The sequence below is a fragment of the Couchioplanes caeruleus genome (assembly GCF_003751945.1).
GTDB classification, from domain to species: Bacteria; Actinomycetota; Actinomycetes; order Mycobacteriales; family Micromonosporaceae; genus Actinoplanes; species Actinoplanes caeruleus.
Genome location: NZ_RJKL01000001.1, coordinates 6,576,185 through 6,602,571, shown reverse-complemented (window position 1 = coordinate 6,602,571; position 26,387 = coordinate 6,576,185). Strand labels below are relative to the sequence as shown.

General features: G+C 70.5%; 16 protein-coding genes, 1 tRNA gene and 1 pseudogene. 4 read left to right on the top strand and 14 right to left on the bottom strand.

The window, feature by feature from the left end; all coding sequences use genetic code 11:
- Nucleotides 1–29: 29 nt before the first annotated feature.
- Complete coding sequence (locus tag EDD30_RS29650; RefSeq protein ID WP_123678573.1) at nt 30–1,673, bottom strand: fibronectin type III domain-containing protein; 1,644 nt, start codon at nt 1,671–1,673, stop codon at nt 30–32.
- Between the two features lie 76 nt (nt 1,674–1,749).
- Here EDD30_RS29650 and EDD30_RS29645 point away from each other — a divergent pair, with 76 nt between their 5' ends.
- Nucleotides 1,750–2,628 carry a hypothetical protein gene (locus EDD30_RS29645; RefSeq protein WP_071803062.1) on the top strand — a complete coding sequence of 293 codons (879 nt, stop codon included), beginning with the start codon at nt 1,750–1,752 and terminating at the stop codon, nt 2,626–2,628.
- A 4-nt stretch (nt 2,629–2,632) separates the two neighbouring features.
- Here EDD30_RS29645 and EDD30_RS29640 read toward each other — a convergent pair whose 3' ends face one another.
- The 4 genes from EDD30_RS29640 to EDD30_RS29625 form a co-directional block, all read right to left on the bottom strand.
- Nucleotides 2,633–2,803, bottom strand: a complete 171-nt coding sequence (locus EDD30_RS29640; RefSeq protein WP_071803063.1) for a DUF4236 domain-containing protein — start codon at nt 2,801–2,803, stop codon at nt 2,633–2,635.
- A 141-nt stretch (nt 2,804–2,944) separates the two neighbouring features.
- The gene (locus EDD30_RS29635; protein ID WP_071803064.1) at nt 2,945–3,400 is read right to left on the bottom strand and encodes an RrF2 family transcriptional regulator; all 456 of its coding nucleotides are present in this window, start codon (nt 3,398–3,400) and stop codon (nt 2,945–2,947) included.
- A 70-nt stretch (nt 3,401–3,470) separates the two neighbouring features.
- Nucleotides 3,471–4,397, bottom strand: coding sequence for a helix-turn-helix domain-containing protein (locus tag EDD30_RS29630; RefSeq protein ID WP_071803065.1), 927 nt, complete (start codon nt 4,395–4,397; stop codon nt 3,471–3,473).
- Between the two features lie 185 nt (nt 4,398–4,582).
- Entirely contained in the window at nt 4,583–5,014 is a 432-nt protein-coding gene (locus EDD30_RS29625; protein WP_014446635.1) for an SsgA family sporulation/cell division regulator, read from the bottom strand.
- Between the two features lie 335 nt (nt 5,015–5,349).
- Between EDD30_RS29625 and EDD30_RS29620 the strand changes: the two genes are divergently transcribed.
- Together EDD30_RS29620 and EDD30_RS29615 are read left to right on the top strand one after the other, a co-directional pair.
- Complete coding sequence (locus EDD30_RS29620) at nt 5,350–5,742, top strand: TIGR02611 family protein (protein ID WP_244945447.1); 393 nt, start codon at nt 5,350–5,352, stop codon at nt 5,740–5,742.
- A 57-nt stretch (nt 5,743–5,799) separates the two neighbouring features.
- A tRNA-Val gene (locus EDD30_RS29615) sits at nt 5,800–5,871 on the top strand.
- 166 nt (nt 5,872–6,037) lie between these two features.
- Here EDD30_RS29615 and EDD30_RS29610 read toward each other — a convergent pair.
- From EDD30_RS29610 to EDD30_RS29580, 7 genes and pseudogenes are all read right to left on the bottom strand, one after another.
- Nucleotides 6,038–6,487 carry a tyrosine-type recombinase/integrase gene (locus EDD30_RS29610; RefSeq protein ID WP_394328210.1) on the bottom strand — a complete coding sequence of 150 codons (450 nt, stop codon included), beginning with the start codon at nt 6,485–6,487 and terminating at the stop codon, nt 6,038–6,040.
- Nucleotides 6,488–6,679: 192 nt separating this feature from the next.
- Nucleotides 6,680–7,735, bottom strand: coding sequence for a DUF6461 domain-containing protein (locus EDD30_RS29605; protein WP_071803066.1), 1,056 nt, complete (start codon nt 7,733–7,735; stop codon nt 6,680–6,682).
- Nucleotides 7,736–8,063: 328 nt separating this feature from the next.
- Nucleotides 8,064–8,333 (bottom strand): annotated as a pseudogene (locus tag EDD30_RS40995) (DUF2637 domain-containing protein); the annotation flags it as partial.
- A 663-nt stretch (nt 8,334–8,996) separates the two neighbouring features.
- A complete protein-coding gene (locus EDD30_RS29595) occupies nt 8,997–11,351 on the bottom strand; it encodes a GmrSD restriction endonuclease domain-containing protein (RefSeq protein ID WP_084556090.1) in 2,355 nt (784 codons plus the stop codon).
- Between the two features lie 14 nt (nt 11,352–11,365).
- Nucleotides 11,366–12,334 (bottom strand): recombinase zinc ribbon domain-containing protein, encoded by a 969-nt coding sequence (locus tag EDD30_RS29590; RefSeq protein ID WP_071803068.1) that lies wholly within the window; start codon nt 12,332–12,334, stop codon nt 11,366–11,368.
- Between the two features lie 168 nt (nt 12,335–12,502).
- Entirely contained in the window at nt 12,503–12,721 is a 219-nt protein-coding gene (locus EDD30_RS29585; protein ID WP_071803069.1) for a hypothetical protein, read from the bottom strand.
- Between the two features lie 250 nt (nt 12,722–12,971).
- Nucleotides 12,972–13,931 (bottom strand): TauD/TfdA family dioxygenase, encoded by a 960-nt coding sequence (locus EDD30_RS29580; protein ID WP_071803070.1) that lies wholly within the window; start codon nt 13,929–13,931, stop codon nt 12,972–12,974.
- 350 nt (nt 13,932–14,281) lie between these two features.
- Here EDD30_RS29580 and EDD30_RS29575 point away from each other — a divergent pair, with 350 nt between their 5' ends.
- On the top strand, nt 14,282–15,850 hold the full coding sequence (locus EDD30_RS29575; protein ID WP_170047093.1) for an ArnT family glycosyltransferase: 1,569 nt from the start codon (nt 14,282–14,284) through the stop codon (nt 15,848–15,850).
- Nucleotides 15,851–15,887: 37 nt separating this feature from the next.
- On the opposite strand, the gene EDD30_RS29570 is transcribed toward EDD30_RS29575, so the two are convergent.
- Together EDD30_RS29570 and EDD30_RS29565 are read right to left on the bottom strand one after the other, a co-directional pair.
- A complete protein-coding gene (locus tag EDD30_RS29570; protein ID WP_071803072.1) occupies nt 15,888–17,111 on the bottom strand; it encodes an MFS transporter in 1,224 nt (407 codons plus the stop codon).
- A complete protein-coding gene (locus EDD30_RS29565; RefSeq protein ID WP_071803073.1) occupies nt 17,108–26,365 on the bottom strand; it encodes a non-ribosomal peptide synthetase in 9,258 nt (3,085 codons plus the stop codon). The genes EDD30_RS29570 and EDD30_RS29565 overlap by 4 nt, the downstream gene beginning before the upstream one ends.
- Nucleotides 26,366–26,387: the final 22 nt, after the last annotated feature.

Below are 26,387 nucleotides of genomic sequence, written 5' to 3'. Positions count from 1 at the left end.
TGTTCGCCTCGATTATCTAGGTCACAATCTCACCGGCGCGCGGTGCACGCCGCCGGCGAGGCGGCCACCTTGTCGACGGTGTAGACGACGGCGACGGTGAAGCAGTAGTTGTTCTGCTCGTTGAGGCCGTAGACGACGTACTCGGTGGTTCCCGCGGGAAGCTGCTGGAACGCCCGCTGCTCCTGCCCGCTGCGCCCGCCGGAGATCAGCACCGGGCCCTCCGAGCCCTGCGGATAGCGCCAGGTCAGCGAGACGCTATCGCGGTTGTCGCGCAGCTTGACGTCGATCGGCGCGAGGGGGTCGACGGTCGCCGACGGGCCCGGCGCGGCGGCACTCCCCGTCCCGGCGGCACTCGCTCCGGGGGCGCCCGAAGAGCCGCTCGCCGGGGCGGTCGCGGTGCCCGCCGGGCCTGTCGCGGTGCCGGTCGCCGGGAGCGGTGCGGCGGGTGTCCGGGCCCGGTCGCCGCGCGGCAGGGTCACGGCCACGATGGCCGCCGCAGCCGCCACCCCGGCGACCAGCACCGTGGCGAGGATGAACGGCTGCCGGCTCGCCGGCAGGTCCGGCTCTTCCGCGGGTACGCCGGTGACCGGGGCGCTGGCCCGGTCGACGGGCTGCCGGAACGGCCGGGGATCGGCGGGAAGGGCCGGGATGCCGGCGGTCGCGTCGGTGAACGGTGCCGCCGGCGCCCCTTCCTCCCGCCGGGGAACGTGGCCGGGCCAGGCGGCCTGGGGCGGGACGACCGCCGGCGGGACGGCCACCGGTGGGACGGCCACCGGCGGCGGGGCGGAGGACGGGACGGCCGGCGGGGCGGCCGGAAACGGAACGGCCGGCGGCGGGTCCAGGCGGGCGTGGCGGCCGGTGAGGTCGCCGGGAGCCGGGTCCGGACGCACCGGGTGCACACCCGGGACGGTGGCCGGCATCCGGCCCGGGGATGGCTCGGCCGCCGGGCCGGTCGAGCGGCGCACCTGCCCGCATCGGTGCTCCCCGGACGGGGGGTGGCCGGCCAGCCGGGCGATCTGCTGCGCCAGGGAGTGGTCGGCGCTGAGATGGCGGGCACACAGCTCCTGAGCCAGGGCCAGGTGCGCGGCGGCGTCCTCGCCGCGGCCGCACTCGCGCTCCATCGCGCCCAGCCGGGCCAGCATCTTGATCCCGGCTGCGGAGGCGTCGCCGTGCACCTCGCGGTGCCGGGTCCAGGCGTCGGTGAGCCGCGCCCGGGCGGCCGTGCACTGGCCCGCAGAATGTTCGGCCGTCGCCAGGTCGGCCTCGGCGGCGAGCACCCGCGCGGACAGCGGCCCGTCCAGGGCGGTCAGCTCGCCCACCAGATCGTGGTAGAGCTGGGCGGCCCGGCCGTGGTTGCCCACCCGGTGCAGCACCGCCGCGTGGGTCGCGGCGGCGGCGATCGTCCGCTCGTCGTGCGGGCCGTGCAGCCGCTCCTCGGCCGCGTGCGCGAAGCCCGCCCAGTTCCGCGCCGCGTGCGCGTCGCCCAGCGCGATGAGGATGCGCGCCTGCAACGCCGCCGCGAGCGCCAGGTCGGGCGAGGCGTTGCGGGGGTCGGTCTCGGCCGGATCGAGGGCACCCGCGAGGACGTCCCGGGCGCCGGCGAGGTCACCCTCGGCCGTCAAGGTCTGCGCCTGGGCGGTCAGGGCGGCGAGCGGGAGGGGCACGTGCCTCATAGTGTCTGCTCGGCCACCGTAGGTACAAGTCCTGACTCGCGTAGCGTCGCGGCGCTGCACCGGGTAGAACTCGGGTATGAGCGCCGACAGCGTCGCCGACGTCAAACGCGAGATCCTCGTCCGCCATCTGGAAGCGTGGGCCCCCGCGGCGCTGCACCGGGCCCGCCGCGCGGTCTACGCCCACGGGTACGCCGACGCCACCCGCCCGCTCGCCGAGGCCGCGCTCGGCGTCTTCACCGAACAGTCCGACCTGGTCAGAGGGCGGGAGCTCGCCATGGTCGCGGTCGGCGGCGAGATCGGCGGCACGGGCGGCGCGGGCCTGAGCGTCCTCGGTGTGCCGGGTCGCACCGAGGACTCGTGGGGGGCGGCACTCAAGGCGGCGGGCGCTTCGCGCGTACCCGTGCTGGGCTTCCTGGATGCGACGGCCGTGAGTGAACCGCCCGGCGCGGCCATGCTGACCGCCCTGGCGGCGGGGAAACCCGCCGAGGTCATCGTCGTTGTGCCCGGGTCGTCGCCGGTGCCGCAGGCGCGGGACGACCTGCGGCAGGCCGGCTTCCCGCTCGTCGCCGCGGTCGAACTGGCGGTCTCCGACGAGCCGGGCGAGATCCTGCTCTATGCGACGACACTCGGCAAGAGCCTCGAGGCCTTCAAGGACCTGCTGTGGGCGGTCGACGAGTACGCGGGCGTCCGCTACCGCGATCCGGGCGACCCCGAGCGGCACCTCATCGACATCTCGCTCAGCCCGCACCCCGGCCCGCTGCGCCGCGAGCTTCTGGCGCACCTGCGGGAGGAGGGCGAGGCGAGCGTCACCAACCTGCGGACGTTCGCGCTGACCGAGACGGTGTACCGGGCGGCGGACGCCACCCGGGTGCTGCACACGCTGCTGGACGCCGGCACGGTGACCCGGCGCCCGGAGCACGGCCGCCTCGGCGGAGACGTGATCATCTCCGCTTGAGGGGTTACTTGTCCTGCTTCCAGGAGAGCGGGCCGGGGAGGTCGACGCGGTGCGCCCGCGCCTTGGAGTTCCAGGACCAGCGGCCGATCTTGATGGTCCAGGAGGAGAGGCCCCGCTGCGTGAAATTCAGGATCAGCGGTCCGAACTTCTTACGACTGCGGTACATGATGGCCATCGGGGGATCCTTCCGTGGAATCGGTTGGTCCACCGATGCCCGGGGGCAGATCTTCCGAAACGCCCGCGCCGTCCCGCGCGGGCCCGGCGGCGTCCGGCGCAGCCGCTCGGCCAGGCCGGGCGCGCCGGCATCGCCCGAGGCTCAGCGGGGCTGCCAGGCGTCCGGGCGGGTGGTCAGCTTGCGCACGTGCGCGGGCATCCGGCCGCTGATCAACTCGGCGAGGTTGACCTCGTCCACCACCTCCCGCACGGCCGCGCGGACGGCGACCCAGAGGTTCGGCAGGTTCTCCGCCGCTCCCGAGTATTGCGTCTCCTCGGGGCGCAGCCCGCGCACTCCCGCGAGTGGACCGTCCACCGCGCGCAGGATCTGGCCGATCGTCACATCGCGCGGAGGTTGTGACAGTGTGTAGCCGCCCTCCGCCCCGCGTTGCGCGCGGACCACGCCCGCCCGGCGGAGGTCCGCCAGCACGGCCTCGAGGAACTTTCGGGGCATGTTCTGGTCCAGGGCGACGGCCTGGGCGGACATCAGGGCCGGATAGGCGTTGGCCAGGCTCAGCGCCGCCCGTACCGCATAGTCGCCACGCGCGGAGATCTGCACTCCCCCATCATGCCGCGTCCGCACCCGCCGACCTCGTCCACCCCAGGAAATATGGGAATTCTGACGGCGCCTACTCCGCCGCGGGGCGTTGTGCGGGCACCCGCGGGGCTTTGTCGGTCGCCGGCAACGGCACCTCGGCCGGAGTCTCCGCGGCGGCCCAGGCTCGGAAGGCACCGGGGCTCATCCCCGCCTCCCGGTGGAAGAAACGGCCGAAGTTCGTCGGCTCACCGAACCCGAGCCGGCGCCCGATCTCCGCTACCGAGAGTTCGGTGCACGCCAGCAGCCGGCGCGCCTCCAGCGCCACGCGGTCGTCGACGACCTGTTTCGCCGTACGGCCGGTGAAGGCCAGGCTGGCGCGGGTCAGGGTCCGGACCGAGCAGCCGATCCGGGCCGCGTAGTCCTCGACCCGGCGGCTCTGCGCATGCCCCGCCTCGAGGTCGCGGCGGAACCGCACGAAGGTCCGGGCCTCCGCCACCGAGGTCGCGGCCCGGGCGCCGTCGTCCAGCAGGGCGATCCGCAGCAGCAGGACCGCCACCTGGTACCGCAGCAGGCCCGCCGCGATCGCCCCGGACGGGTGCCGCGCGCAGTCGACGCCGAGCTGCGCGACCTCCCTGATGATCGCGTCCTCGTCCTCGCCGGCGAGTTGCCAGCGGGCCGGACCCGGAAGATCGTCCACGGGTACGCCGGTGATCTCGGCCGCCGCCAGCAGGTCGCGCTGCCACGTCACCAGGGCGGCGTCGAGTCCCGGCTCCGCGCCGAACCGCACGGCCTGGCCCGGCCGGATCCAGAGCAGGGTCCCCGGGCGGCACCGGTGCGACACGAAGTCGATCTCGACCGTGCCGTGCCCGGCGGTGGTCAGGACGAGCAGGTGGTAGGGCAGCCGCCGGGTCCGCGCCGGGTCCGTGGCGAGGTCGGTCCGGGACAGCGCGCAGGTGCTCACGCCGGCCCCCGACGGGGTGGGTGCGGGCCTGGTGCGGTGCTGTCCTGGTGTGACCATCGAGGCCGACCGTATCCGGCCGTGACCTGCGATGCACGTGGGAGTCCGGAGGTCGGCGGATATCCCGCCAGACGATCAGGAAAACGGGCATTGAAACGGACAAAATAGACGCGCTTTCCGTACGTAAAAAGCGACCCGCACGGACCGGCAGTGTCCGCGCGGGTCGCCCCGTTAATCGCTTGTCGCTATCGACCGGCCAGGAGCCGGTTGACCGCCGCGTCCACGTCCAGGTGATCGGACTCCCGGCCCCGCGGAACCACCACATAGGTGCGCCGCAGGAACCGGACCAGAACGCTGCGTGGTACTTCGAACAGCGCATTGCCGTCGGGCGACGACAACGCCAGGGCGACGAAGTCGCCCCGCGGCGTGGCCCACGGCCACACCCGGACGTCCCCGATCCCCGCGGGCTCATCGAGCCCGGTCACGAGAAGTTCCCGCGCGAAGGACCAGCTCACGGCTTCCCCACCGGCTGATTCTGCGTGGAACAACACGTGGACCGCGTACGGGTCGGCTGGGTCGTACCGCAAGCTGGCGCGCACGGGCAGGGCCGTGGCATCAGGCGCTACGAGCCGCAGCGATGTTTCGACCTCGACGGTCGTTGGACGAATGGTACTCATGGACGAACTCCCCCCGGCACCGCTGCGAGGCTGGTGAACCCCGCGTTTCCCATACTCAGGTGATCCCTGTCATTACGCTCCGCCATACGCTGATCTCACCCAGTAGTGGGAAGACGGTTCCGATAAGCTCTCCGAACGAGCCGTTAAACGGTATGTTGTCCTGTTCTGCCCAAGTACTCGGTTCCGCCCGGCGTCGGGTGGTCCAGCAGTTGACTCACTCCGGTAACGTCCATTCCTCCCGGGTAGTGACGGGGAGGCGGAACACTAGGGGATGAAATGACCGGGAGACCGCGATCTTTGCCGTGAAAGTGAACGAGATGTCCCAATCAGACCCCGTGACCGATTCCGACTCGCCCGTCGGCGTACTCGATCGAATCCGGTCCAACCGCACCAGCCACCTCGCCCTGAAGGTCGGCATCGGCATCCTGGGCGCCGTGGTGGTCGCCGTGGGCATCGCCCTCATCCCACTGCCCGGCCCCGGCTGGGCCATCGTGATCCTCGGCCTCGCCATCTGGGCGGTCGAGTTCGTCTGGGCGCGCCACCTGCTGCACTTCACCAAGAAGCACGTCCAGGCATGGACCCACTGGGTCATGCGTCAGTCACTGCCGCTGCGAGCCCTCATCGGCCTGCTCGGCTTCGTCTTCATCAGCGCGGTGGTGTGGCTCTCCGTCAAGCTCACCATGGACGTCGACCTGATCGTGAAGATTCGCGACTTCCTCACCACCTGACGCGCCGACCCTGATTCGCACGCCCGGCGGGCGGTCCGGTACAGTCTGCTGCGGCAAGGGCGATTAGCTCAGCGGGAGAGCGCTCCGTTCACACCGGAGAGGTCACTGGTTCGATCCCAGTATCGCCCACACCTTGGTCTACCAGCAAAACACCCGCCGTCGTGGATCATGACGGCGGGTGTTTTGTCATGGTTTTGGGGAGCAGGCGGGGAGCAAGCCCGGTCGGCTGGGGCTGACCTCTCCTGAGACTGATTTGTGCGCTCCCCGCGTGAGCACCACTATGTCGCGAACGTGGTCATCGTTCGGGTGCGGACCGGGCGGTGTTCTCCCATCGTTCTTGCAGGCCGTCGATGAGTCGCTGTTCCACGACGGCGCTGACGTGGCTGTAGATGCCGCGGACGCCGGGTAAGCGGTGGCCGAGACGCTTGGCCTGTGCAACTTCTGGGACGCCGTCTTCGATCATCCAGGTCTTGTGGGTGTGCCGGAGGTCGTGGAAGTGCATGCCGGGGATGACGGATGCGATGACCTTGCGGGGATCGCCGTCGGTGGCAGGCCGCCAGTGCCGGCGGCTGAAGTTTGAGCGGCGCCACAGGCCGCCGTCGGCGCCTACGAAGACGTGGGAGTGGTCGTGGTTGGCGAGGTGTTCCCGCAGCCGTGCAACGAGGAACGGCGGCAGCAGGATGGTGCGGACGGCGGCGGGAGTTTTCGGTGGCCCGAGCGTCAGCGTGCCGGCGATCTCGTGCAAGGCTCCTTCTTTCGGGTCTATGTGTATGCGGGCGTTGTCCAGGTTGGCTCGGCATCTCTGCAGAGCGCAGGCTTGCGCCGCCCGGCTGCGGCACCAGCGACAACCAGCCCCGAGCCTTCGGCCCGTCGCTCATCACACGAGCGTACGACCAGTCCTGAGACGATCTTGAATTAGAAGGGCAGGCACTGAGCGTCAAGAATTCTTGAGCCGGCTACGCAGCTCCTTGCGGATCTCGTCCCAGCGATCGCCGAAGGCGTTGCGCACATGGTCCAACCCGTCCAGCGGATCGGCGCCGTGAGCGTGGCACAACAGACCGGTGAACGCCCACCCCGCCTGCTCCCGCACCACCCGCGCATCCCGCTGCCCCGTCGTCCCCGCTCCATCGGCCGCCGCCCAGACTCCGTCCGCGGCTGCCGACATCCGGTCGCGGACGTCGTAGACCGCACGCTCCGCCTCGCCGCCCAACAACCGACCGGCGCGCAGCGCGGCGATGCCGTCGCGCACCGCCGGCTCACCGTCGAGTTCGGCGGTACGGGCCAACTCCTCCAGCAGCCAGCCCAGCGCCGCCCGGCGCACAGGGTCGGGCGCCAACCGCAGGACGGAGTCGGTGTCCGCGTCCACCAGCCGAGACGGCGAGGACGGGTCACTGGGTATCGGCGGCGCCACGAGCACGTACTGCGGGCTGTCGAACCACTCTTCGGTCAGCACGACACCGGTGCGCCGCTCGATGAAGGCCATCATCCCGGACTGCCAGTAGCCTGCGTAGCCAAAGCCGTCATCGCCCGGGGCGGCCATGGCGACCAACTCGTCCAGATCACCGTCGAACGCCGTCGGGTCACTGCCCTGGCATTCGTCCGGGAAGTCGATGCTCCAGCTCGCTTGCACCCGCCCGTAGACGGCGCAGGAGAGGTCGTTGACCCCGTTCACGTTCCAGAACGCATTGTGCACCCGGGCACCGTCACTGAGCCACCTCAGCACCTCCGGCCGGGAACCCTGGTAACCGTTGTACTCAACCATCACGACGGCGGAGCCGATCGGGCCGATGAGGTAAAGGCACTCATCGCGGTCGAAGTCCGCGATGTCGGGCTCCCCCCGCCGCAACGCCGCCGGGTCAGCCCCCAGCCGGCGAGCCACCTCTTCCACCCCGAACGGCCTGACCACCGGCTGGATCACGGTGTAACACGCCGCCTCGCCCAACCCGCCGTGGCCCAGAACCCGAGCGTATCGCTCCGCGATATCGTCCCCCATCGCACCATTCTCTGCCGCCCCGACGCATCAGCGCGGCCGAACACCGGACGCGAGGACCAGCGCAGCGGCACGTCGCATGACGCGGTCCTACGCCCCCGGCCCTACGCTCGTCCATCGCGGGCACCGGCACTGCGCGTGGCAGGCAGCTCGGCGCTGAGCACCTCGCCACCCAAGCCGAAACAGCTTCGCCGCCAGCAGCCTAAAATCCGCTCCGGTCGCTTCCGGAAGCGTCGTCTCGGTGACGGTGCGGTGCGGTGCGCCGGGGCCTACTCGTCCATGGGCGGTCTCCTCAGGTCCATCGAGGGGCGAGGTGTGGGCCGGTGCGGCATCACGCCGACACCTTCGGGCGTGCGTCGTTGAGGGTTGCGTCTTCGCGGCGCAGGGCGTTGAGCAGCTCCGATACGCGGTTGTTGCGGATGGCGGTGCCGTTACTGCGCAGGCGGTAAGCGAGGGCGTCGCGGCTGACCGCGCGTCCGTCGCGGGTCAGTTCGTCGCGGGCGGCGCGGGCGGCGGGCAGCAGCGGGACGAGGTCCGGGGCGAGGTCGACACCGTCATCCCTGTCGAACTCCTCGCCGTCGTACTGGTCGCCGTCCTCGTCATCGTCTTGGTCACTGTCGTCGTGCTCGACGCGTCAGCGAGGGCAAACCAGACGCGAAGCGATCCGCTGCCTGAAACGCTACGTCGCACGCGAGCTCTACGAACTCATCGCCCGACACACCGACACGCCAGCGCGGTATCGATCGCTTGACATCCATAGGGGCATCAAGCTCAAGGACCGTTACCACGCCACCGTGACCATCGCCTCGATCATGATCTGGCTCCGGGCCAAACCCGACCGAGCCTGCCCATGATCCGTCAGATTCGCTCTAGGCCCGCGATTCCCGCTCGGCTGTTGACGCCGCCGGCCAAGGTGCGGCGTGCCAGCACGCCGGCAATTTTGTCGGCACGAGGACGGTGACCGGTGATAGCGGATCGTTGCGTTTGGCGTCCGCCACAACCCGGCGCAGCGCTTCGTGCGCCGCGCCTCCGTACCCGGTCCAGGTCACCGACACGCAGGCCGCACCCTGTCGGCTGCGTGCGGATCCATCGGAACACCCCCAGAGTCAGCGGTATAGACACCAACCGGGGGGACCGGAAACGCATGGTCGGTTTTACGTTAGCGACGCTGCTGCCATGAGGTGGACGATTCACGCGAACCTCGGCTGACCTGGTCGGCGCGGACCCAACGCATGACCGAAGTCCAAGACCAGCGTGGAGGCTTTCAGTCCTCGTCATCCTCGTCGGGTGGCTCGTCCGCGTCCGCGTCAACCTCCCGCTGGTCGATGTACTCCTGCCGAATGTCGTGGAGGCTGCGGCGGCTTCTCGGATCGACAAGCCAGAACGACCAGCCGTGCTCGCCCTTGCCCGACACGGCGCGAGCCGCGCCCGACGGGGTTTCATGGCGGACGCCGTCAACATCGAGTGCGCCGTCCGGCAGCACGGTCGCGGTGCGGTCCGCGACCCGACGCCGTTTCGCGTGCAGCGTGGCACCTTCCTCGAGGAGACCCGCTCCGATCAGGTCGGTCAGCTCGACTTTCCGGCTGGGGGTCTGTGCGGTGCCCGTGGCTTGGGACTTGTGCCCCTCGGGCACCGGCCAGATGTCGAGTATGAGACGGATGAGCTGATCGGTGCGGGCCCGCACGCGATCGTCGTTCCACACCTCGTCGTGTTCGAGGAGTCTTCGGTTCAGCAGTAGGACGTCATGCCCGTGCAGGGCGGTGCGCTTGCCTTCCGGGCCGATCCACGGGCCGTTGGACACCTTGCTGTTCAACCTGCCGGTGAGCAGGGTGAGGTTGCCGATGGTGTCGATCAGAGCCTCGCGTTCGGCTGCCGTCTGCCCCTCGGTCAGCGGCCAATGCGTCTGCCAGCGACGAGGCATGATGTGCTCGATGGCGTACTTCGCGCGTGCGACCCGTTCGCCGCCGAGGCCAATCTGGTCACCTCGCCATCCACGCTCGTGGTCTTCGATGGCTTCGAGTGTCATGCGTAGCCGGGACCGGGAGAGCCGGCGGTAGGCGGCGAGGGCGCGTAGCGCGCCGCGTACCTCGTCGTCGTCCGGCCAGTACCAGTTGGCTCCGGCCTGCTGGCGTAGGTAGTCCTCGATGAGATCACCGGCGGCCTGGCGCCCGGACTTGCGTACGTGCGCGATGAGCTCGGCGATGACCTGCGTGTACGACTTGGTACTGGCGCGGACCAGCATCCGCCGTACCATCCAGCTCTCCATGACGTCCAGGGCCTTGGTGACCTGCGTTGGGGGAACCGCAGTGTCGTTCGGGTCGAGGAGGAACAGCACGAGCGGCTTGATGACCTCGCTCTCGAGGACCCCCGTGCGGTAGGCGAACAATCCCAGCCGGTCCACCGGGCCGGTCAGCTGGCCGGCCGCCGTGACGAACCGTCGGTAGACCTCCGCGGTGTTGTGGAGCTGGCCGAGGAGTTCGAGCATGGTCATGCCTGACTCGAAGTCGGCGTACCGCTTGAAGCGGTAGAAGACCTCGCGAGCCAAGATCTCTTCGCCGGTCCGAGCGATCAGCCAATGATTGAGGAACATCGAGGAACGGGGGTGCCGGACGCGTCCGGCACTGATCTCGGTCTCCCAGAACCCGGTCTCGAACTCCTTCCAGTACCGCTCGTACGTTGCCTCGACGTCGACGCTTGACTCGTTCAGTCGCTGGAAGATGAAGTTTTTGATCAAGTCTGCCGCGGTCAGCTGGGCGCCTCGGGCGTTCAGCGTCTCGAAAATTTCCTGTGCGTTCTCATCCGCGGTCAGGTCGATGACGACCATGTGCATCAGCTCGCGGACCGCGCGCTCGATGGCGCCGGCCCGTGCCTGGATCTGCTGGTGGTCGGCCTGCAGCCATTCCCGGGCACGTTGGCTGAAGTACTCGTGCGCTTGGACCAGTCGGCTGTCACGGTGTTGAAGCTCCCCGTAGGTCAGCGGCGGATCGACTGCCATGACGGCGTTGAAGGCGGCCCGGTCGCGGTTCGTTGGCCACACCTTGAACCGGTCCTCCGGGCGCTCCCAGAACGGGCGCGCGTTCATGACCAGCGCCTCGATTCGCATGGCGGGCTGCTCCGCGCCCACGCCATGCAACTCCGCGTGTAGCGCATCCAACAGAAGCTGCAGGGTGGTGAGCCGCTGTTGGCCATCGATGATGGTGCGCTCCTGCATGGTGCCGACCGGATTCTGTGACTGCTGCAGCACGACGGCGCCCAAGAAGTGCGGCTGGTGTCGTCCCTGCGGGTCGTCAAGCAGCCGCTGCGCTACGCGGATCACGTCCGTCCAGAGTGGCTCCCACTGGTTTTCCTCGTTCCACACGTAGGGGCGCTGGAACAGCGGGACGATCAACCGTTGCGGCTGCATGAACACCATCTGCGGCGTTCGGACCTGTGTCTCCACCGCTGCCGGCTCCTGTCTCACGTCGGTACGCCGGCGACTGGTCAGGGAACCCGCCGTCTGGGCTGACGGTTCAGATCCCCGGTGGAGCGCCTTCGGTAACTCGGCCGAGACCCCTTTGGGTGATCCTGTGTCGAATACTACTATTATTCGCTCCATCGTGATCCGGATGGCTGTGATCATGGATCCCAGTCTGGTCAGCAGCGGGGCATGGATGATGGCCGGTTCCCGCCATCGTGATCAAGGGCAGTCGGCGCCATGGTGGCCGGGTCTCGGGGACACGGTCGCGCACATTCGGGCGTGGTCGTGGCCATCGGAACGCCGCCGGGCATCCATCGCGATGCCCGTACAGCGGGCGGCTGTTCCGCTGCCGCCTCTGCGTCTCGGCCGGCCGCGCTTCGCGGCCACCCTCGGGGTCCGTCGTCCCGGCTATTGGTGGCTACGCCAGCAGGACGTCCATGTCCACGGACGGCAAGTATGGGGTAATGGTTCGTGTCCCCCCTCGGACACACATTAAGCACACGGCCGAGATCGGAAGACATGATCTCGGCCTTCAGTGTCTTTGCGCCCGGTTTGAAGGTCATCCTGAGCCCGATACGGCTGTACAGCTCCGCCTTGTCGCGGGGATCAGCCTCGCGGAGGACTCCGAGAAGGCTACCGAGACCTTCCACGATCGCGCTTATTTGATCTTCGTTGAGGCGTTGCGGTGGTGTCGCACTGGCGCGCAGTGCCGCGGTGGCGGCAGCCTGGACGGCGGACGTCTCGCTGATCCATCCGGCGATCAGGGCGGGGTCGCTGCCCGCCTCCGGGGCGGCCCGGTAGCGCTCGATCTTGGTGTCGCACTCGGTGATTGTTCGCCGGAGCTGGTCGCTCTCGTCCTGAGCCTTGTGCGCAGCGAGCTGGGCGCGGTAGTGAGCGTCGGCGAGGCTCCGGAGGTTCGCAGTGAGGGTGCCACCGGTCAGCTCTTGGTGGAGGAAGCGATCGATCGGCTCGACGATGGCGTCCTCGCGGAGGTACAGCACCGGCGGATGGGCGACCTCGTGTTGCCGGACGAAGTCGCGGGATGCCTTGCAGCGGTAGTACAGCCGGCCGTGGTTCGGGTTGCCGACCATGCTGCGTCCGCAGAGCCCGCAGGTGATGAGGCCGCGGAACAGATACGGTCGCATGCTGCGCCGAGGCGCCCGCCCGAGGTCGCTGTGAGTGGCGCCGATCTTGACAAGCCCAGGACCGTGACGGTCGGCAAGAAGAGGTCGTCGGTTCAATACCGGTCACCTCGACACGGGCGAGGGCCTAACCAGCGAGAACGATTGACAGGCCCTAGATTGGTCTGGGGTTCACCCAGCGAACCCGTGTTGAAGTCGTCGCCGCTGGAAGGCGGACAGCAGAGTCACCTGCTCGGTCGGCGGCAGCGCCTCGGCGGCGTCAGCCTGCGGATTCGTCGACTGTGCCACGATCGCGGAGTCGCCGGGCCCGGTCGGTCGCCGGTTGCTTGCCATCACCACGAGGTCCAGGTCCTGCCGGGTCGTCGGCCACGCGCCCCAGCGCAGGCTCACCGTGGAAGTGCCCCCGGCAGCGACCTGGCCCGGACACTGCTGGCCCGGCTGCGACCCGTCCTGCGGGTCGGGTGCAGCTACCGTCTCCCGCCGACCACGCCGGCAATCCACGAGGACGAGTCCGAAGAACGGCACACCGCGGCGGCCAGATCTGGGTGGAGTCACTCGTAGATCACCGGCGCCGGACGCTACCGGCACCGGTCCCCCGCGACCGATACCTTTCCTTCCACCCGGGCTGCTGACAGCGAATTCATGCGATGACCCGTGACCGGGCTCCGGTCGCGACGAACACCCGGCGGAGGTCGCGGATCAGGTTGACCCGCTTCAGCCACCGGTCGCTTCCGTCGTAGCGCGGCTCGAACGGTTCCCGCCCGTGTACGACGCGGTAGTTGTCGAGGAAAATGGCGTCGCCGGGCTCCAGGACCACCCTTTCCAGCGCGCCGCCCATGTAGCCGTACAGCTCGGTGATGGCCTCCCGTGCGACGTGGTCGTCCTCCTCCGCGGCGAAGGTATCGTCGAAGTCGATTCGCAGGTAGCGCGAGTCGGCCGGGCCGAACAGGATCGCGTCCAGGTCCGCCTCCCCACCGGAATGCCCGTGCGGCCCGATGTGCGACTGGTCGGGGCGGTGGCGGAATCTCTTCTCGGACAGGATCTCGGACAGCCGCGCCGGCAGATTGAGTCCGTCGGCGCGCACGACGGTCGTGCCGATCCGATCGGGATTGCGCAGACAGTAGAGCGCCACATAGTCGCAGCGGCATTGGTGGAAGGCGTCCTCGGTGTGCAGCGACAGCGGGGCGGTGCTGCTGCCGCTGGTCTCCGAGCGCTCCATGCCGGGCGTCGGGCACACATCGTGCACGATACGGCCGTCCTGCTGGTTACCCCAGGCGAACGGCTCGCCGAGGGCGGCGCTGCACAGCGTGAGCACGACCTCCTCCCGACAGCCGGCGCCGGTCTTCTGTGCCATGTCCCAGCCGGTCGGGGTGGGCTCGAGGTCCTGGCTCACCGGCAGCCCGGACAGCACCGCCACGTCCGTCTCGTCCGACTGTATCCGCCGCAGGAACTGGCGGACCCGAATGGGCAGCGACTCCGCCACCGTCCTGGCGTGCGTGACGAACTGCACCGGGTCCCACTGGCCGTACTCTTCGAGCACGTCGTCGACCAACCATTCGATCTGCCTGCGCTCGTTCGGTTCGATGACAAGCCTTTTCACGCAAACCGTCCTTTCGTCGCGCCGACCGACGATTTGCCGGTACCGCGCCCGTGCATTGAATGAATCTCGGAGTGCCGGCCCCTCGGTCCACTGCTGGTGAATGCTTCGGATCGAGCATCCTGAAAACCTCAGCGCACAGCCATCTCTTTGACCGACGGGTGAAACTGGGCGGTCGAGGGCACGTGCGGTGAGCGATCAGACACACGTTCGCGGGCAGCCCGCCGGCGGCACACACACGAGGCGCGGCCACGATTTTCCTATAATTCAACATGGTCGTCCGCCCGCGATACGCCGGAGACAATCCCGATGACCGAACCCGCGGACAGAAAGAGTATGAATACGTGGCGACCTTGACTGCAGTTCTTTCGTCATCGACTCACGACCGCCGAGCGGCGGTTCCCGTACTGAACCGGCGGCCGTTGCTCGCCGTCTCCGCCGCGGTGGGCGTGGTGTTGCTCGCCCTGTCGGGGCGGCACGGCTATCACGTCGACGAGTTGTACAACCGGGTGTCCGGGTGGCACCTGGCATGGGGGTACGTCGACCAGCCCCCGCTGGTCTCGCTGATCGCCAGGGTGGAGACCACGGTGTTCGGCGACACGCTGGCCGCGCTGCGCGTGGTACCGGCGCTGCTGACCTGCATGGTGGTGTGGGTGGCGGGCCTCATCGCGCGCGAGCTCGGCGGCAGGGGCGGTGCCCAGGTCTTCGCCGCCGCCGCGACGGGCGCGTCGTTGGTCACGCTCAACGCGGGGCACGTGCTGACCACCAACGGTCCCGACCTCGTCACCTGGGTGGCGCTGGGCTGGCTGTGGATCCGCTTGTTGCGCACCCGCGACGCCCGGCTGTGGCTGGCCATCGGCGCGGTCACCGGCGTGGGCGTACTCGCCAAACACCTCATCGTGCTGTTGCTCCTCGCCCTGTTGGTGGGCGTGCTGTCGGCGGGGCCGCGAGAAGTCCTGCGCAGCCGGCACCTGTGGGCGGGCGCCGGGCTCGCCACGCTGATCGGGGCGCCGGCGGTGCTGTGGCAGATCACGCACGGTTGGCCCGCCCTGGAGATGAGCGCCGCGTTGTCGAAGGCCCTGGGCGCCGACTCCCGGGTCGCCTTCGTGCCGTTCCAGCTGCTGCTGATCGGCCTGTTCCTCGGTCCGGTCTGGATCGCCGGGCTGGTGTCGCTGCTGCGCCGCGCGGAGTGGCGGGCGTACCGATCGGTCAGCGTCGCCTACCTCTTCATGGTGGTGCTGCTGATCGTCATCGGCGGGAAGCCCGAGTACACCGGCGGTCTCCTGTTGGTGCTGCTGGCGGCGGGTTCTGTCGTGGTGGCGCAGTGGGCGACGAGTACGTTCCGTCGCTCGCTGGCCGGCACCGCCCTGGCGTGCAACGCGGTGATGTCGGCCGTGCTCATGCTGCCGGTGTTGCCGATCGCGGTGTATGGGTCGAACCCGGCGCTGACGCAACTCGGAGTCTTCCAGCTCGACCAGGCGGCCTGGCCCCAACTGACCGCGCAGGTCGCCGTCGTCCACCGGTCGCTGTCCCCGCAGGAGCGCACGCACGCCGTCGTCTACGCCAACCACTACGGCCTCGCGGGCGCCCTGGACCGGTACGGGCCGGAGCACGGGCTTCCACCGGTCTACAGCGGACAGAACTCTTTCGCCGACTTCGGCAGGCCCGCCGACGACACGGATGTGGTCATCGCGGTCGGTGTGAACCGCGACGCGTTCGGCGCCCTGTTCGCAACCTGTGAGCCCCGCGGCACGTTCGAGACCGACCTGCCCGTCGCCGACCGGGGAACCGGGTTCCTGGTGTGCCGCAATCCCCGCGAGCCGTGGGCGCGGCTGTGGTCCAAGCTCACCTGGATCGGCTTCCAGTGCCCGTACACGGCCGAGGCCATCACTGCCAAGAGCGAAAAGGGATGCTGGAGCTAGATGGTGTCTCAAGTGAGGGGCCGCGCTCCGCGGCCCCTCACTTGAGCGTGGGAAACCGGCGCAGGGCGGGGCTGAGGGTGGTGCCCACGGCGACGGCGGCCAGACAGGCGCAGCAGACCAGCAGGCTGCCGCGGCTGTCCCCGTCCGCCATCAGCAGGCCGCCCACCAGCGGCCCGATCGCACCGGCGCCGCCCGCGAACAGCCCGACGACACCGCTCAGCCGGCCGCGCAGCTCGTCGGGCGCGACCCTGAGCTGGTAGGACATGACCGTCGTGAACGCCGTGGGAATGAGGAACGCGATCCCGCCGAGCATGATGCCGGTCAGCAGTCCGGTCGGCACCAGCGCCAGCACCAGCGTCAACCCCGCCCCGATCCAGGGGAATCCGACGATGACCGCGGACGCGGGCAGCGTGGCGTGCAGCCGGCCCGCGACCGCGGCGCCCAGCAGGCCGCCGACGCCGAACGCGGTCATCAGCGCGCCCAGCTCGCCCGGGGCCATGTCGTCCTCGCCGGAGGCCGCCAGGACGATGATGATCAGGGCGGAGATGAACCACTCGCAACACATCAGCCAGACGAGCGTCGGCCTGATCACCCGGTGCCCCCACACCCACCGGAACCCGTCGGTGAGCATGCCCGCCTTCTTGGGCTTCCCCACGGGTTCCCGCCGGGGAAGGCGGAGCAAGCACAACGCGACGCAGGACGCCACGAGCAGGACGACGGCGACCGCGAACGGGGTTCTCGGATCGACGGCGAACAGGAAGCCCGCGGATGCCGGGCCCAGCAGCGTGGCGACATAGCGGCGCACGCTGTTGCGCGCCACCGCCTCCGACAGCTGCGACTCGGGTACGACCTGCGGCAGCGCGGCATGCTCGGCCGGGTCGAAGGCCGCACCCAGCAGACCCTCCGCCACCGCGACCAGGAACACGTGTGTCAGGGAGAAGTGGCCGGAGAACAGGGCGGCCACAAGGCTCGCCATCGCCGCCGCGCGGACGCACTGGCACACCAGCATGACCCGCTTGCGGTCGAAGCGGTCCGCCAGTACGCCTGCAGGGACGTTGGCCGCCATGTGCGCCGCCGCGATGACGGCGGCGACGGCTCCCATCTGGGGCGCGGAGCCGGTCGCCGCCATCACCATCAGCGGGAAGGCGATGAGGCACAGCTGGCTGACCAGTTCGGACAGCAGCTGACTTCCCCACAGCACGTGGTAGTTCCGGTTGCGCGACAACGGTGGCGCGGAACCGGAACTCGCCTCGATCGTCATCCCACGGTCGTTCCGGTGCGGCGGAGCAGCCGCCCGGCGAGCTGCAGCAGCTCGACCCGACCCGTGTCCGGGTCGCGGACGAACCGGCCCGTGCGCGGCACCCCGACGCCCTCGGTGCCGAACCGCAGGTCCGCGTAGCAGGTCAGCGCGGAGCCGGGTCCGGACCCGACGGACAGGCTGAGCCCCTCGGGATGCGTCTCGACGACGCAGTCCCAGTCGCCGTTGGCGTAGTGCCCCGCACACTGGGCCGGCCCGGTCACCGGCGCGAGAGAACCGGGCAGCGTCCGCATCGAGTGGTTGGCCACGTCGATTCCTGCCGTGGCGAGGTCCGCGAGGAGGTCCTCCCACAGCGCGAGCCCGGTGCTCGCGTTTGTGGCAAGCCCCACCGCCGTCCCGCTGGACCGATGGAAGCGCAGGTGGGACCAGGTGCCGTCGCCGCTGCCGTCGTGCCCGTTCCAGTCACCGTCCGCGCCGCGGAACACGGACCAACCGAGCCCCCAACCGTCGGCGAGGCCGAACGGCCCGACGGCGATGTCACCGGTCTGGTCGAGGAGCATCGCGCCGGCGGCCGCGGGGTCGAGCACCCCGGACGCGCTCAGATCGTGCACGCCGGCCAGCCGTACCAGGTCGGCCGCGCTGGCCGCCAGCGCCACGGCGGGCTCGTCGAGCGGGGAGAAGGACTGGTCGGGTACGGGGAGCACGCGATCCTGCACCACGTGCCCCTGCGCCACCGGCCGCCCACCCGGCCCGGCGCTGTATGCGGCCGTGATCCCGAGCGGGCGCAGCAGCATCGACTCCACGGCGGTCCGCCACTCCATGCCGGTCAGCACTTCGACCAGCCGGCCCGCGAGCACGTAACCGACGTCGGAGTAGGAGAACGCGGTGCCGGGCTGGTGCATCACGGCGGTCTCACCGCAGTGCCGCTCGACCCACTCACGCCGGTTCGCGCTCGGCACCCGCTCGTCGATCGCGGCGACCAGCCCACCGGTGTGGCTGAGGACCTGCCGCGAGGTCACCCGGCCGACCGGGCTCGCCGCGGAGAGCTCGGGCAGGTACGCGCCGATCGGGGCGTCGAGGTCGAGGCGTCCCTCAGCAGCGAGCATCTGCACGAGCAGCGCGGTCACCGGCTTGGTCAAGGAGGCGACGGGGAACGCGGTGTCCGCGGTGACCGGCAGGCCGGTTCCCGCCACCCGCTCCCCCGTCTCCACGACGATCATCTGGCCCTGGTGGCGCACGGCGAGCTGCGCGCCCGGTACCCGGTGTGCGCGTGCCAGCTCGGCGAGCCGGGCGGCCAGGAAATCGCGGCTGACGGCCGAGTCCGCCGCGCGGTCCGGTGCGGTGGTCCGCGCCTCGCCGACGTCCGCCGGCTCGACACCGGCCTGCTCGGGTGCACGCTGTTCGGGCACAGCGGGCACAGCCGCCGGCACCACCACCGTCGCCAGGCGTTCGATGGTCGGGTGCGAGAACAGGTCCTTGGGCACGATGTGCCACCCGGCGCGCCGGGCGTGGTAGACCACCTGGACGCTCGACACCGAGTTTCCGCCCAGCGCGAAGAAGTCGCCGGTCACGTCGATCTCGTCGACCGGGCGGCCCAGCACGTCCGCCCAGATCGCGGCCAGCGCGGCCTCCGTATCGTCGCGCGGCGCGACCCTCGGCGCGTCGACGTCGGCCGCCGCGCCCGGAGCCGGCAACGCCCGCCGGTCGACCTTCCCGCTCGGCGTCAGGGGGAACACCTCCATCGCCACGAGAAACGCGGGGACCATGTATCCCGGCAGATACTGCTGGAGGTACGCCTTCAGCTCCGTGGCCGTGGGCGGCGCTTCTCCGGCCGACACGAAGTACGCCACCAACTGCTTGTCGCCCGGCCGGTCCTCACGCGCCACCACAACGGCCGAGCCCACCTCCGGGTGCACGGCCAGTACCGTCTCGATCTCGCCGAGCTCGATCCGGAACCCCCTGATCTTGACCTGGTCGTCGACCCGGCCGACGAACTCCAGGACCCCGTCGGCCCGCCACCGGACCACGTCGCCGGTGCGGTACATCCGCTCGGCGGGAGGCCCGAACGGGTCAGCCACGAACCGGCCCGCGGTCAGGCCGGGGCGGTTCGCGTAGCCCCGCGCCACACCCTCACCGGCGATGTACAGCTCACCCGGCACACCGGGCGGAACCGGCTGGAGACCAGCGTCGAGCACGTACACCCGGGTGTTGGTGATCGGCCTGCCGATCGGCGGCGCACCGGTCGCGCCGCGCGCCAGCTCCGCCGCGGTCGACCAGATCGTGGTCTCGGTCGGCCCGTACACGTTCGTTACCGAACCGGACCCGGCGGTCAGGGCCTCGGCCAGATCCGCCGGCAGTGCCTCGCCGCCGACGAGCACCCGGACCCGGGCGAGGACGTCCGGGGCACCCTCGACCACGCCGCGCCACAGGCTCGGCGTCGCCTGCACCACCGTGACGCCCTCGTCGTGGACCACTCGGCGCAGTTCCTGCGGGTCGTGTACCAGCTCCTTGTCCGCCAGCACCACGGTCGCACCGCTGATCAGCGGCACGAACAACTCCAGGTGCGCGATGTCGAACCCGACGGTCGTCACGGCCAGTAGCCGGTCGTCGGGGGTCATCGCGGTCCGGTCCCGCATGTCCAGCACGAAGTTGCGCAGGTTGCCCCGGGTGACCACCACGCCCTTCGGCCTGCCGGTGGAACCGGACGTGTACAGCACATAGGAGGCGTTCTCCGGGCCAGGCGGCACGGACGGGTCCGGCTTGGTTGCCGGGTGGCCCTCCAGCGCGGCCACCACGTCGGGGTCGGTGAGCGAGAGGGACGGCGTGCCTTCCGGCAGGTCGAGGACGGCCGAGTCGCCGGTCAGCGCCAGGACCGGGGCCGCGTCGCGCACCATGAACGCGAGGCGTTCCGGCGGGTGGTCCAGGTCCAGGGGCAGGTAGGTCGCGCCCGTCTTCAGCACCGCCAGCATGGCCACCAGCAGCTCGGGCGTCCGCGGGCAGGCCAGGGCCACAACCTGCTCGACGCCGATCCCCAGCGCTACCAGGTGGTGGGCGAGCCGGTTCGCGCGGGCGTCCAACTCGGCGTAGCTGAGCACGGCGTCCCCGCACACCAGCGCGGTGCCCTCCGGCGTGGCCGCGGCCTGCCGCTCGATCAGCTCGATGGTGGAGGCCTGGCCGCTCAGCCGGGAGGTGGCGTTCCACTCGCGCAGCAGAACGTCCCGCTCGACGGCGGGCAGCACGGGCAGCCGGGCGATCGGGGCCCCGGCGTGGTCGGCGAAGCCGTCCAGCACAGTCGCCAGGCGTTCGGCGAGCCGCTCCACAGTGTCCGGCTCGAACAGGTGCGGGTCGTAGCCGATGCGCAGGTGCAACTCGTCGGTGGTGTAGGCGGTGAGCGCGAGCGCGTAGTTGGTTTCCTCCGCGCCGGTGCTCTCGCGCACCACGAGCCCGTGCCGGGTGGCCGCATCCCGGTCGTACGGGAAGCTCTCGAAGATGACGATGCTGTCGAACAGGCCCGAGTCCCGCGGCACCTCGCTCCAGCCGCGCACCTGCGCCAGCGACACGTGCTCGAACTGCCGGGCATCGACTTGCTCGTCCTGCATTCGCCGGAGCCACGACACGAGGTCGAGGCCGCTGTCCACGGTCGTCCGCACGGGCAGCGTGTTGATGAACAGACCGACGATGTCGTCCGCGCCCGGCAGGTCCGCGGGCCGTCCAGACACCGTCGCGCCGAAGCACACGTCACTCTCACCGCTGTGCCGCGCGAGCAGCAGCGCCCACGCGCCCTGCACGACAGTGTTCACCGTGAGCCGGGCGCTCTTGGCGAATTGGTAGAGCCGACGGGAACTCTCTGCGGGCAGCCGCAGGTTCACGTCGCGCGAGGACCGCGCGCCGTGAGCGTCCAGCAGCGGCCGATCGAACGGCAGCGGCGTGGCCGCCGTGAAGCCAGCCATCGTGCGACGCCAGTATGCCTCGGCGGCGGCGTCGTCCTGCTCGACCAGCCACCGCACGTAGTCCCGGTACGGGCGGCGCGGCTTCGGCGCCGGGGCCGGCGCACCGCTCAGCGCGGCGTGCTCCTCGAACACTTGCGCCAGCACGTCGGCGAAGCTCCAGCCGTCCAGCAGCAGATGGTGGGAGGACCAGAACACCTGGACGCTCGTCTGCGACAGCCGGGCGATGGTCAGCCGCATCAGCGGCGCCTCGGCCAGGTCGAGCTTCAGCGTGGGCAGGCTCTCCCACAGCGACCGCGACCGCGCTTCCCGCTCCTGCTCGGGCAGATCGCTCCAGTCCACGTGGGCCAGGGGCAGGCGCACCTCGCGGTGGACGACCTGGAGCGGAACGTCCGTACCGGATCCGGTCACGGCGGTGCGCAGGATCGGGGTACGGTCCACCACGCGCTGGAACGCGTCGGTCAGCCGGTGCGGGTCGTCCACCCCGTCCAGCACCGCGGCGAAGTGCGTGAGGTACATATCTCCGCCGTCGCCGTCGAGCGAGTGGAACAGCATGCCGCTCTGCATCGGGGTGAGCGGGTAGATGTCCTCCACCGAACGGCCGTCGCCGGCGATCCGGTCCACCGTCGCCTGGTCCAGCCGCGCCAGCGGGAAGTCCGACGGGGTACAGCCGCCGGCACCGGGTTGGGCGCAGTGCTCCACGATCTGCTCCAGCGCCGCGAGGAACGCCTCGGCCAGCCGTACGATCGTCTCTTCGCGGTGGACGTTCCCGGAGTACTCCCAGCCGAACTCCAGCGCGCCGTCGCGGACCATGCCGGTGACTTCGATCAGGCACTGCCGAGCCTGCTCAGGGCTGCGGTCGGGCACCGGGTTCTCGCACCAGCCCCGGAAAAGCCCGGCGTCACCGGTGTCGGCGTCGAAGCGGCCGTGGTAGTTGAACCCGACCTGGCACTGGCGTCCCCGGCCCAGCGCGCCGGCCTCGCCGAGGTACCGCAGGGCGCCGTAACCCAGACCGCGCGACGGTACGGCGCGCATCTGCTCCTTGACCGTCTTCAGGCTCGCGCCCCAGTCGTCGCCCTCGGGCAGTTCCAGCGCCACGGGGAACACCGTGGTGAACCAGCCGACGGTACGCGAGAGGTCGACGTCGCCGAACAGATCCTCGCGTCCGTGGCCCTCCAGCTCGACCGGCACGCTGCCGCCGGTCCAGTCGCGCAGCACTCGGGCGAGGGCGCTGAGCAGCACGTCGTTCACCTGCGTCCGGTACGCCTCCGGCACCTTGCGCAGCAGCGCGTCGGTACGGTCGGTGCTCAGCCGCCGCGTCAGGGTGCGCGCCGAGCCGACAGTGTTGCGTCCCTGGTGGTCGACCGGCAGCGTGGGCGTGTCCATGGTGGCCTTCTCGACCTGGGTCCAGTAATCCAGCTCCGGGTCGAACCGGCCTTCGGCCACTAGGCCGGTGAGGCGGTGAGCCCAGTCCCGAAACGACGTGGACTTCGCGCCCAGGTCCACCCGCTGCCCGCTGGCCGCCTGCCGGTGCCCGGAGTCCAGGTCGGCCAGGATGACCCGCCAGGACACCGCGTCCACGACGTAGTGGTGCGCGGCAAGGAACAGCCGGGGAGCCCGGCCGCCGCCGAGGGTGAACAACACGGCCCTGAGCAGCGGGCCGCTGCGGACGTCGAACCCGGTCTGTGCCGCGCCGATCGCCGCACGCATCGCCTCGTCCGCCGCGGCGTCGTCGAGCGCGGACAGGTCGGCGGTCTCCAATACGGTACGGTCCACCGCGGCCGCGTTGTGCTGCCGCCACGTCCCGCCGACCCGCTCGGCCCGGATACGCAGGGCGTCGTGGTGGTCGAGTACGGCGGCGAACGCCATGCGTAACGCGTCGGCGTCGACGTCGGCGTCCAGTTCGAGGAACAGGGACTGGTTGAAGTGGCCCGGCGCGTCGGGGAACTCCTCGAAGTACCAGTGCTGCACGGGCGTCAGCGGCACCGGGCCGACCACCGGGCGCTGCTCGGCGTCGGGCGCGGTCAAGACGGTGACCTCGCCCGCCAGTTCGGCGATGGTCTGCCGCAGAAACATCTGCTTGGTGGTCAGCCGCAGGTTCGACCGCCGGGCGAGCGACACCACCTGGAGGCTGAGGATCGAGTCGCCGCCGAGGTGGAAGAAGTTGTCCTCGACGCCGATCCGGTCGGGCTCCACGCCCAGCACCTTCGCCCAGACGTCGACGAGCACGGCCTCCACCGGGGTGCGCGGCGGGACGCGGCGGGACGGGTCGACCTCGGACTCGTCCACGGCCGGCAGGGCACGCCGGTCCAAGGTCCCGTTCGGCGTCATCGGCAACGCGTCGAGGGCCACGATCGCCGAGGGCACCGCCTGGGCCGGGAGGTGGTCGGTCAGGAAGGCCCGGAGTTCGGCGAGGTCGGGGGCCCGGGAGCCCGCGGGTACCACATAGCCGACGAGCCTGACGTGACCGGAGTCGCCCCGGCGCGCGACCGCCGCCGCGGCGGCCACCTCGGGGTGGCGGGCCAGCGCGGTCTCCACCTCGCCCAGCTCCACTCGGAAGCCGCGGATCTTGACCTGGTCGTCCACCCGGCCGAGGAACTCCAGGTTGCCGTCGCCGCGCCAGCGCACCACGTCCCCGGTGCGGTAGAACCTGCCGGTGCCCGGCCCGAGGACGTCGCGCGGGAACCGTTCGGCGGTCAGCTCGGGCCGCTGCCAGTAGCCCTGGGCCACGCCGTCGCCGCCGATGTAGAGCTCACCGGCCACGCCGATCGGCACCGGACGCCGCAGCGGGTCCACGACGTACACGCTGGTGTTCACCATCGGCTTGCCGATCGGGACGAACCCCGCGGGCTCGACCGGGTCGCCGCGCAGCGCGAACACGGTGGAGTCCACGGTCGTCTCGGTCGCGCCGTACGCGTTGACCACCAGCGTGTCGGGGCCGATGTGCTCGAGCAGGTCGGCGCAGTCGCCCGCCAGCCAGCCCTCGGCACCCAGCGAGAGCAGCCGCAGCGACTCCAGGACGTCGCCCCGCCAGGCCAGTTCCGCGGTGATCGCCCTGGCCAGCGACGGCGTGGTGGCCAGAATCTGCGGTCGTACCTCGGCGATCAGGTCGACCAGCGCGGGCGGGTCGGTCACCACCTCCGCCGGGCACACCACGAGTTCGCCGCCGAAGAGCGCGGAGAACAGGAAGTCGCCGAAGAACAGGTCGACGCCGAAGCTGGCCACCGACAGGCACCGGCCGCGGATCTCGTCCAGCCCGTAGCGGGCGTTCCAGGCCCGCAGGATGTGGTGCACGTTGCGGTGGTTGATCAGCACGCCCTTGGGCTTGCCGGTCGTGCCGGACGTGTAGATCACGTAAACGAGGTCGTCGACGGTGACGCCGGACTCCGGCGGTCCGGCCGGCAGCGCATCGAGCACCGGCCGGTCGCGGTCGAGGCACACCACGGTCGCGTCGTGCCCGGCGACGCGATCCAGCACGGCGGTCGTGGTGACTACCACCGGCGCGGCGGCGTCGGCCAGCATCATGCTCAGCCGCTGCGCCGGGTAGTCGGGGTCGAGCGGCACGAACGCCGCGCCGGCCTTCAGCACGCCGAGCAGCGCGACCATCGCGTCGACGCCACGCTCGACGCAGACGCCCACCAGCGTTCCCGGGCCGGCGCCCAGGCCCATCAGGTGCCGCGCCAGCTGGTTGGCCCGGGCTGCCAGAGCGGCGAAGGTCAGTTCCTCGCCCGCGCAGCTCACCGCGACCGCGTCGGGGGTGCGCACGGCCTGCTCGTCGAACAGCTCGTGTACGCACCGGGAAGGGGCGAACTCCACCGTAGGGCCGTTCCACTCGGTGGTCAGCTGGTGCAACTCGGGTCCGGTGAGCATGGGCACCGCACTCATCGCCTCGTCCGGCCGCGCGGCGATGCCGTCAAGCAGGGTCAGCAGGTGCCCGCTCATCCGTTCGATCGTCGCCGCGTCGAACAGGTCGGTGCTGTACTCGACGTGGCCGGTGAGCGCACCGTCGTGCAGGAAGAAGTCGAAGGACACGTCCAGCTTGGCCACGTGCATCGGCGGGGTGATCTCGGTGACCCGCAGGCCCGGCAGCTCGACCTTGCTGTCCGGGGCGTTCTGGAGGTTGACCATCACCTGCACCAGGGGCGGCCGGCCCGGGTCGCGCTCCGGCCGCAGGACGTCGACCAGCCGCTGGAACGGGACTTCGTCGTTGGCGAACGCGTCGAGCACGGTGGAGCGGACGTCACCGAGGAAATCGGCGAAAGATCGCGTCTCGTCCACTTGGGAGCGCAGCACGACGGTGTTGCTGAAGTAGCCGATGAGGTGCTCCAGCTCGACCCGGCCGCGGCCGGCGGTCACCGAGCCCACTGCGATGTCGCGCTGCCCCGAGTACCGGGCGAACAGCAGCTGACTCGCGGCCACCAGGGTCATGAACAGCGTCGCGCCGCTGCGCGTGCCGAGCTCCGTCAGCCGTCGGGTCAGCGATTCGGGTACGGCGATCTGGTGCACCGCACCCGTGGCACCGCGCACCGGGGGCCGCGGGCGGTCCGTGGGCAGCTCGACCGGGGGCAGCCCGGCCAGCTGCCGCCGCCAGTAGTCGACCTGCCCCGTCACCTCCGGCCCGGCCATCCGTTCCTGCTGCCACACGGCGAAGTCGGCATACTGCACCGGCAAGTCCGGCAGCCCGGCCGGCTCGCCGCGTACGTGCGCCGCGTACCCGGCGTTGAGCTCGTCGACCAGGATGCCGATGGACCACCCGTCGCCGATGATGTGGTGCAGCCCCAGTATCAGCACGTGATCGTCCGCGGCGAGCCGCACGAGCGACACCCGGAACAGCGGACCGCGACGCAGGTCGAACGGGGTGTACCCCTCACGCTCGAGACAGCGGTCGAGTTCGGCGGCGCGCTCGGACTCCGCCCGGTCGGACAGGTCGACGATCTCGACCGGCACCCGGCCGGGCTCGTGCACCACCTGGACGCCACGGTCCTCGACCTCGCCGATGGTCGTACGCAGCGCCTGGTGCCGCACGACCACGCCGTCGAGGGCCGCGCGCAGCGCCTCGACGTCCAGATCACCGGTCAGCCGCAGCACCCGCGGCGCGTTGTACTCGACGCTGCCCGGGTCCAGTTCGGTCAGGAACCACAGCCCCTGCTGGCCGGCCGACAGCGGCGGCGCGCCGTCCCCAGACGCCGGGCTGATCGAGCGGTCCTCTTCGACGGGCTGTGCGGCACCGGCGAGCTGTCGCATGAGGAGCGCCCGCAGGTGCTCGGGAAGCGCCGACAGTCGGTCCTCCGCGACGGGTGACAGTTCCATGCTGTTCTCTCCCAATTCCAAA

What these genes read in the sequence shown, in the direction of transcription:
- EDD30_RS29650 (WP_123678573.1), bottom strand. Translation starts at nt 1,673, where the DNA reads ATGAGGCACGTGCCCCTCCCGCTCGCCGCCCTGACCGCCCAGGCGCAG.
- EDD30_RS29645 (WP_071803062.1), top strand. Translation starts at nt 1,750, where the DNA reads ATGAGCGCCGACAGCGTCGCCGACGTCAAACGCGAGATCCTCGTCCGC.
- EDD30_RS29640 (WP_071803063.1), bottom strand. Translation starts at nt 2,803, where the DNA reads ATGGCCATCATGTACCGCAGTCGTAAGAAGTTCGGACCGCTGATCCTG.
- EDD30_RS29630 (WP_071803065.1), bottom strand. Translation starts at nt 4,397, where the DNA reads ATGGTCACACCAGGACAGCACCGCACCAGGCCCGCACCCACCCCGTCG.
- EDD30_RS29625 (WP_014446635.1), bottom strand. Translation starts at nt 5,014, where the DNA reads ATGAGTACCATTCGTCCAACGACCGTCGAGGTCGAAACATCGCTGCGG.
- EDD30_RS29605 (WP_071803066.1), bottom strand. Translation starts at nt 7,735, where the DNA reads ATGGGGGACGATATCGCGGAGCGATACGCTCGGGTTCTGGGCCACGGC.
- EDD30_RS29595 (WP_084556090.1), bottom strand. Translation starts at nt 11,351, where the DNA reads ATGATCACAGCCATCCGGATCACGATGGAGCGAATAATAGTAGTATTC.
- EDD30_RS29590 (WP_071803068.1), bottom strand. Translation starts at nt 12,334, where the DNA reads ATGCGACCGTATCTGTTCCGCGGCCTCATCACCTGCGGGCTCTGCGGA.
- EDD30_RS29570 (WP_071803072.1), bottom strand. Translation starts at nt 17,111, where the DNA reads ATGACGATCGAGGCGAGTTCCGGTTCCGCGCCACCGTTGTCGCGCAAC.
- EDD30_RS29565 (WP_071803073.1), bottom strand. Translation starts at nt 26,365, where the DNA reads ATGGAACTGTCACCCGTCGCGGAGGACCGACTGTCGGCGCTTCCCGAG.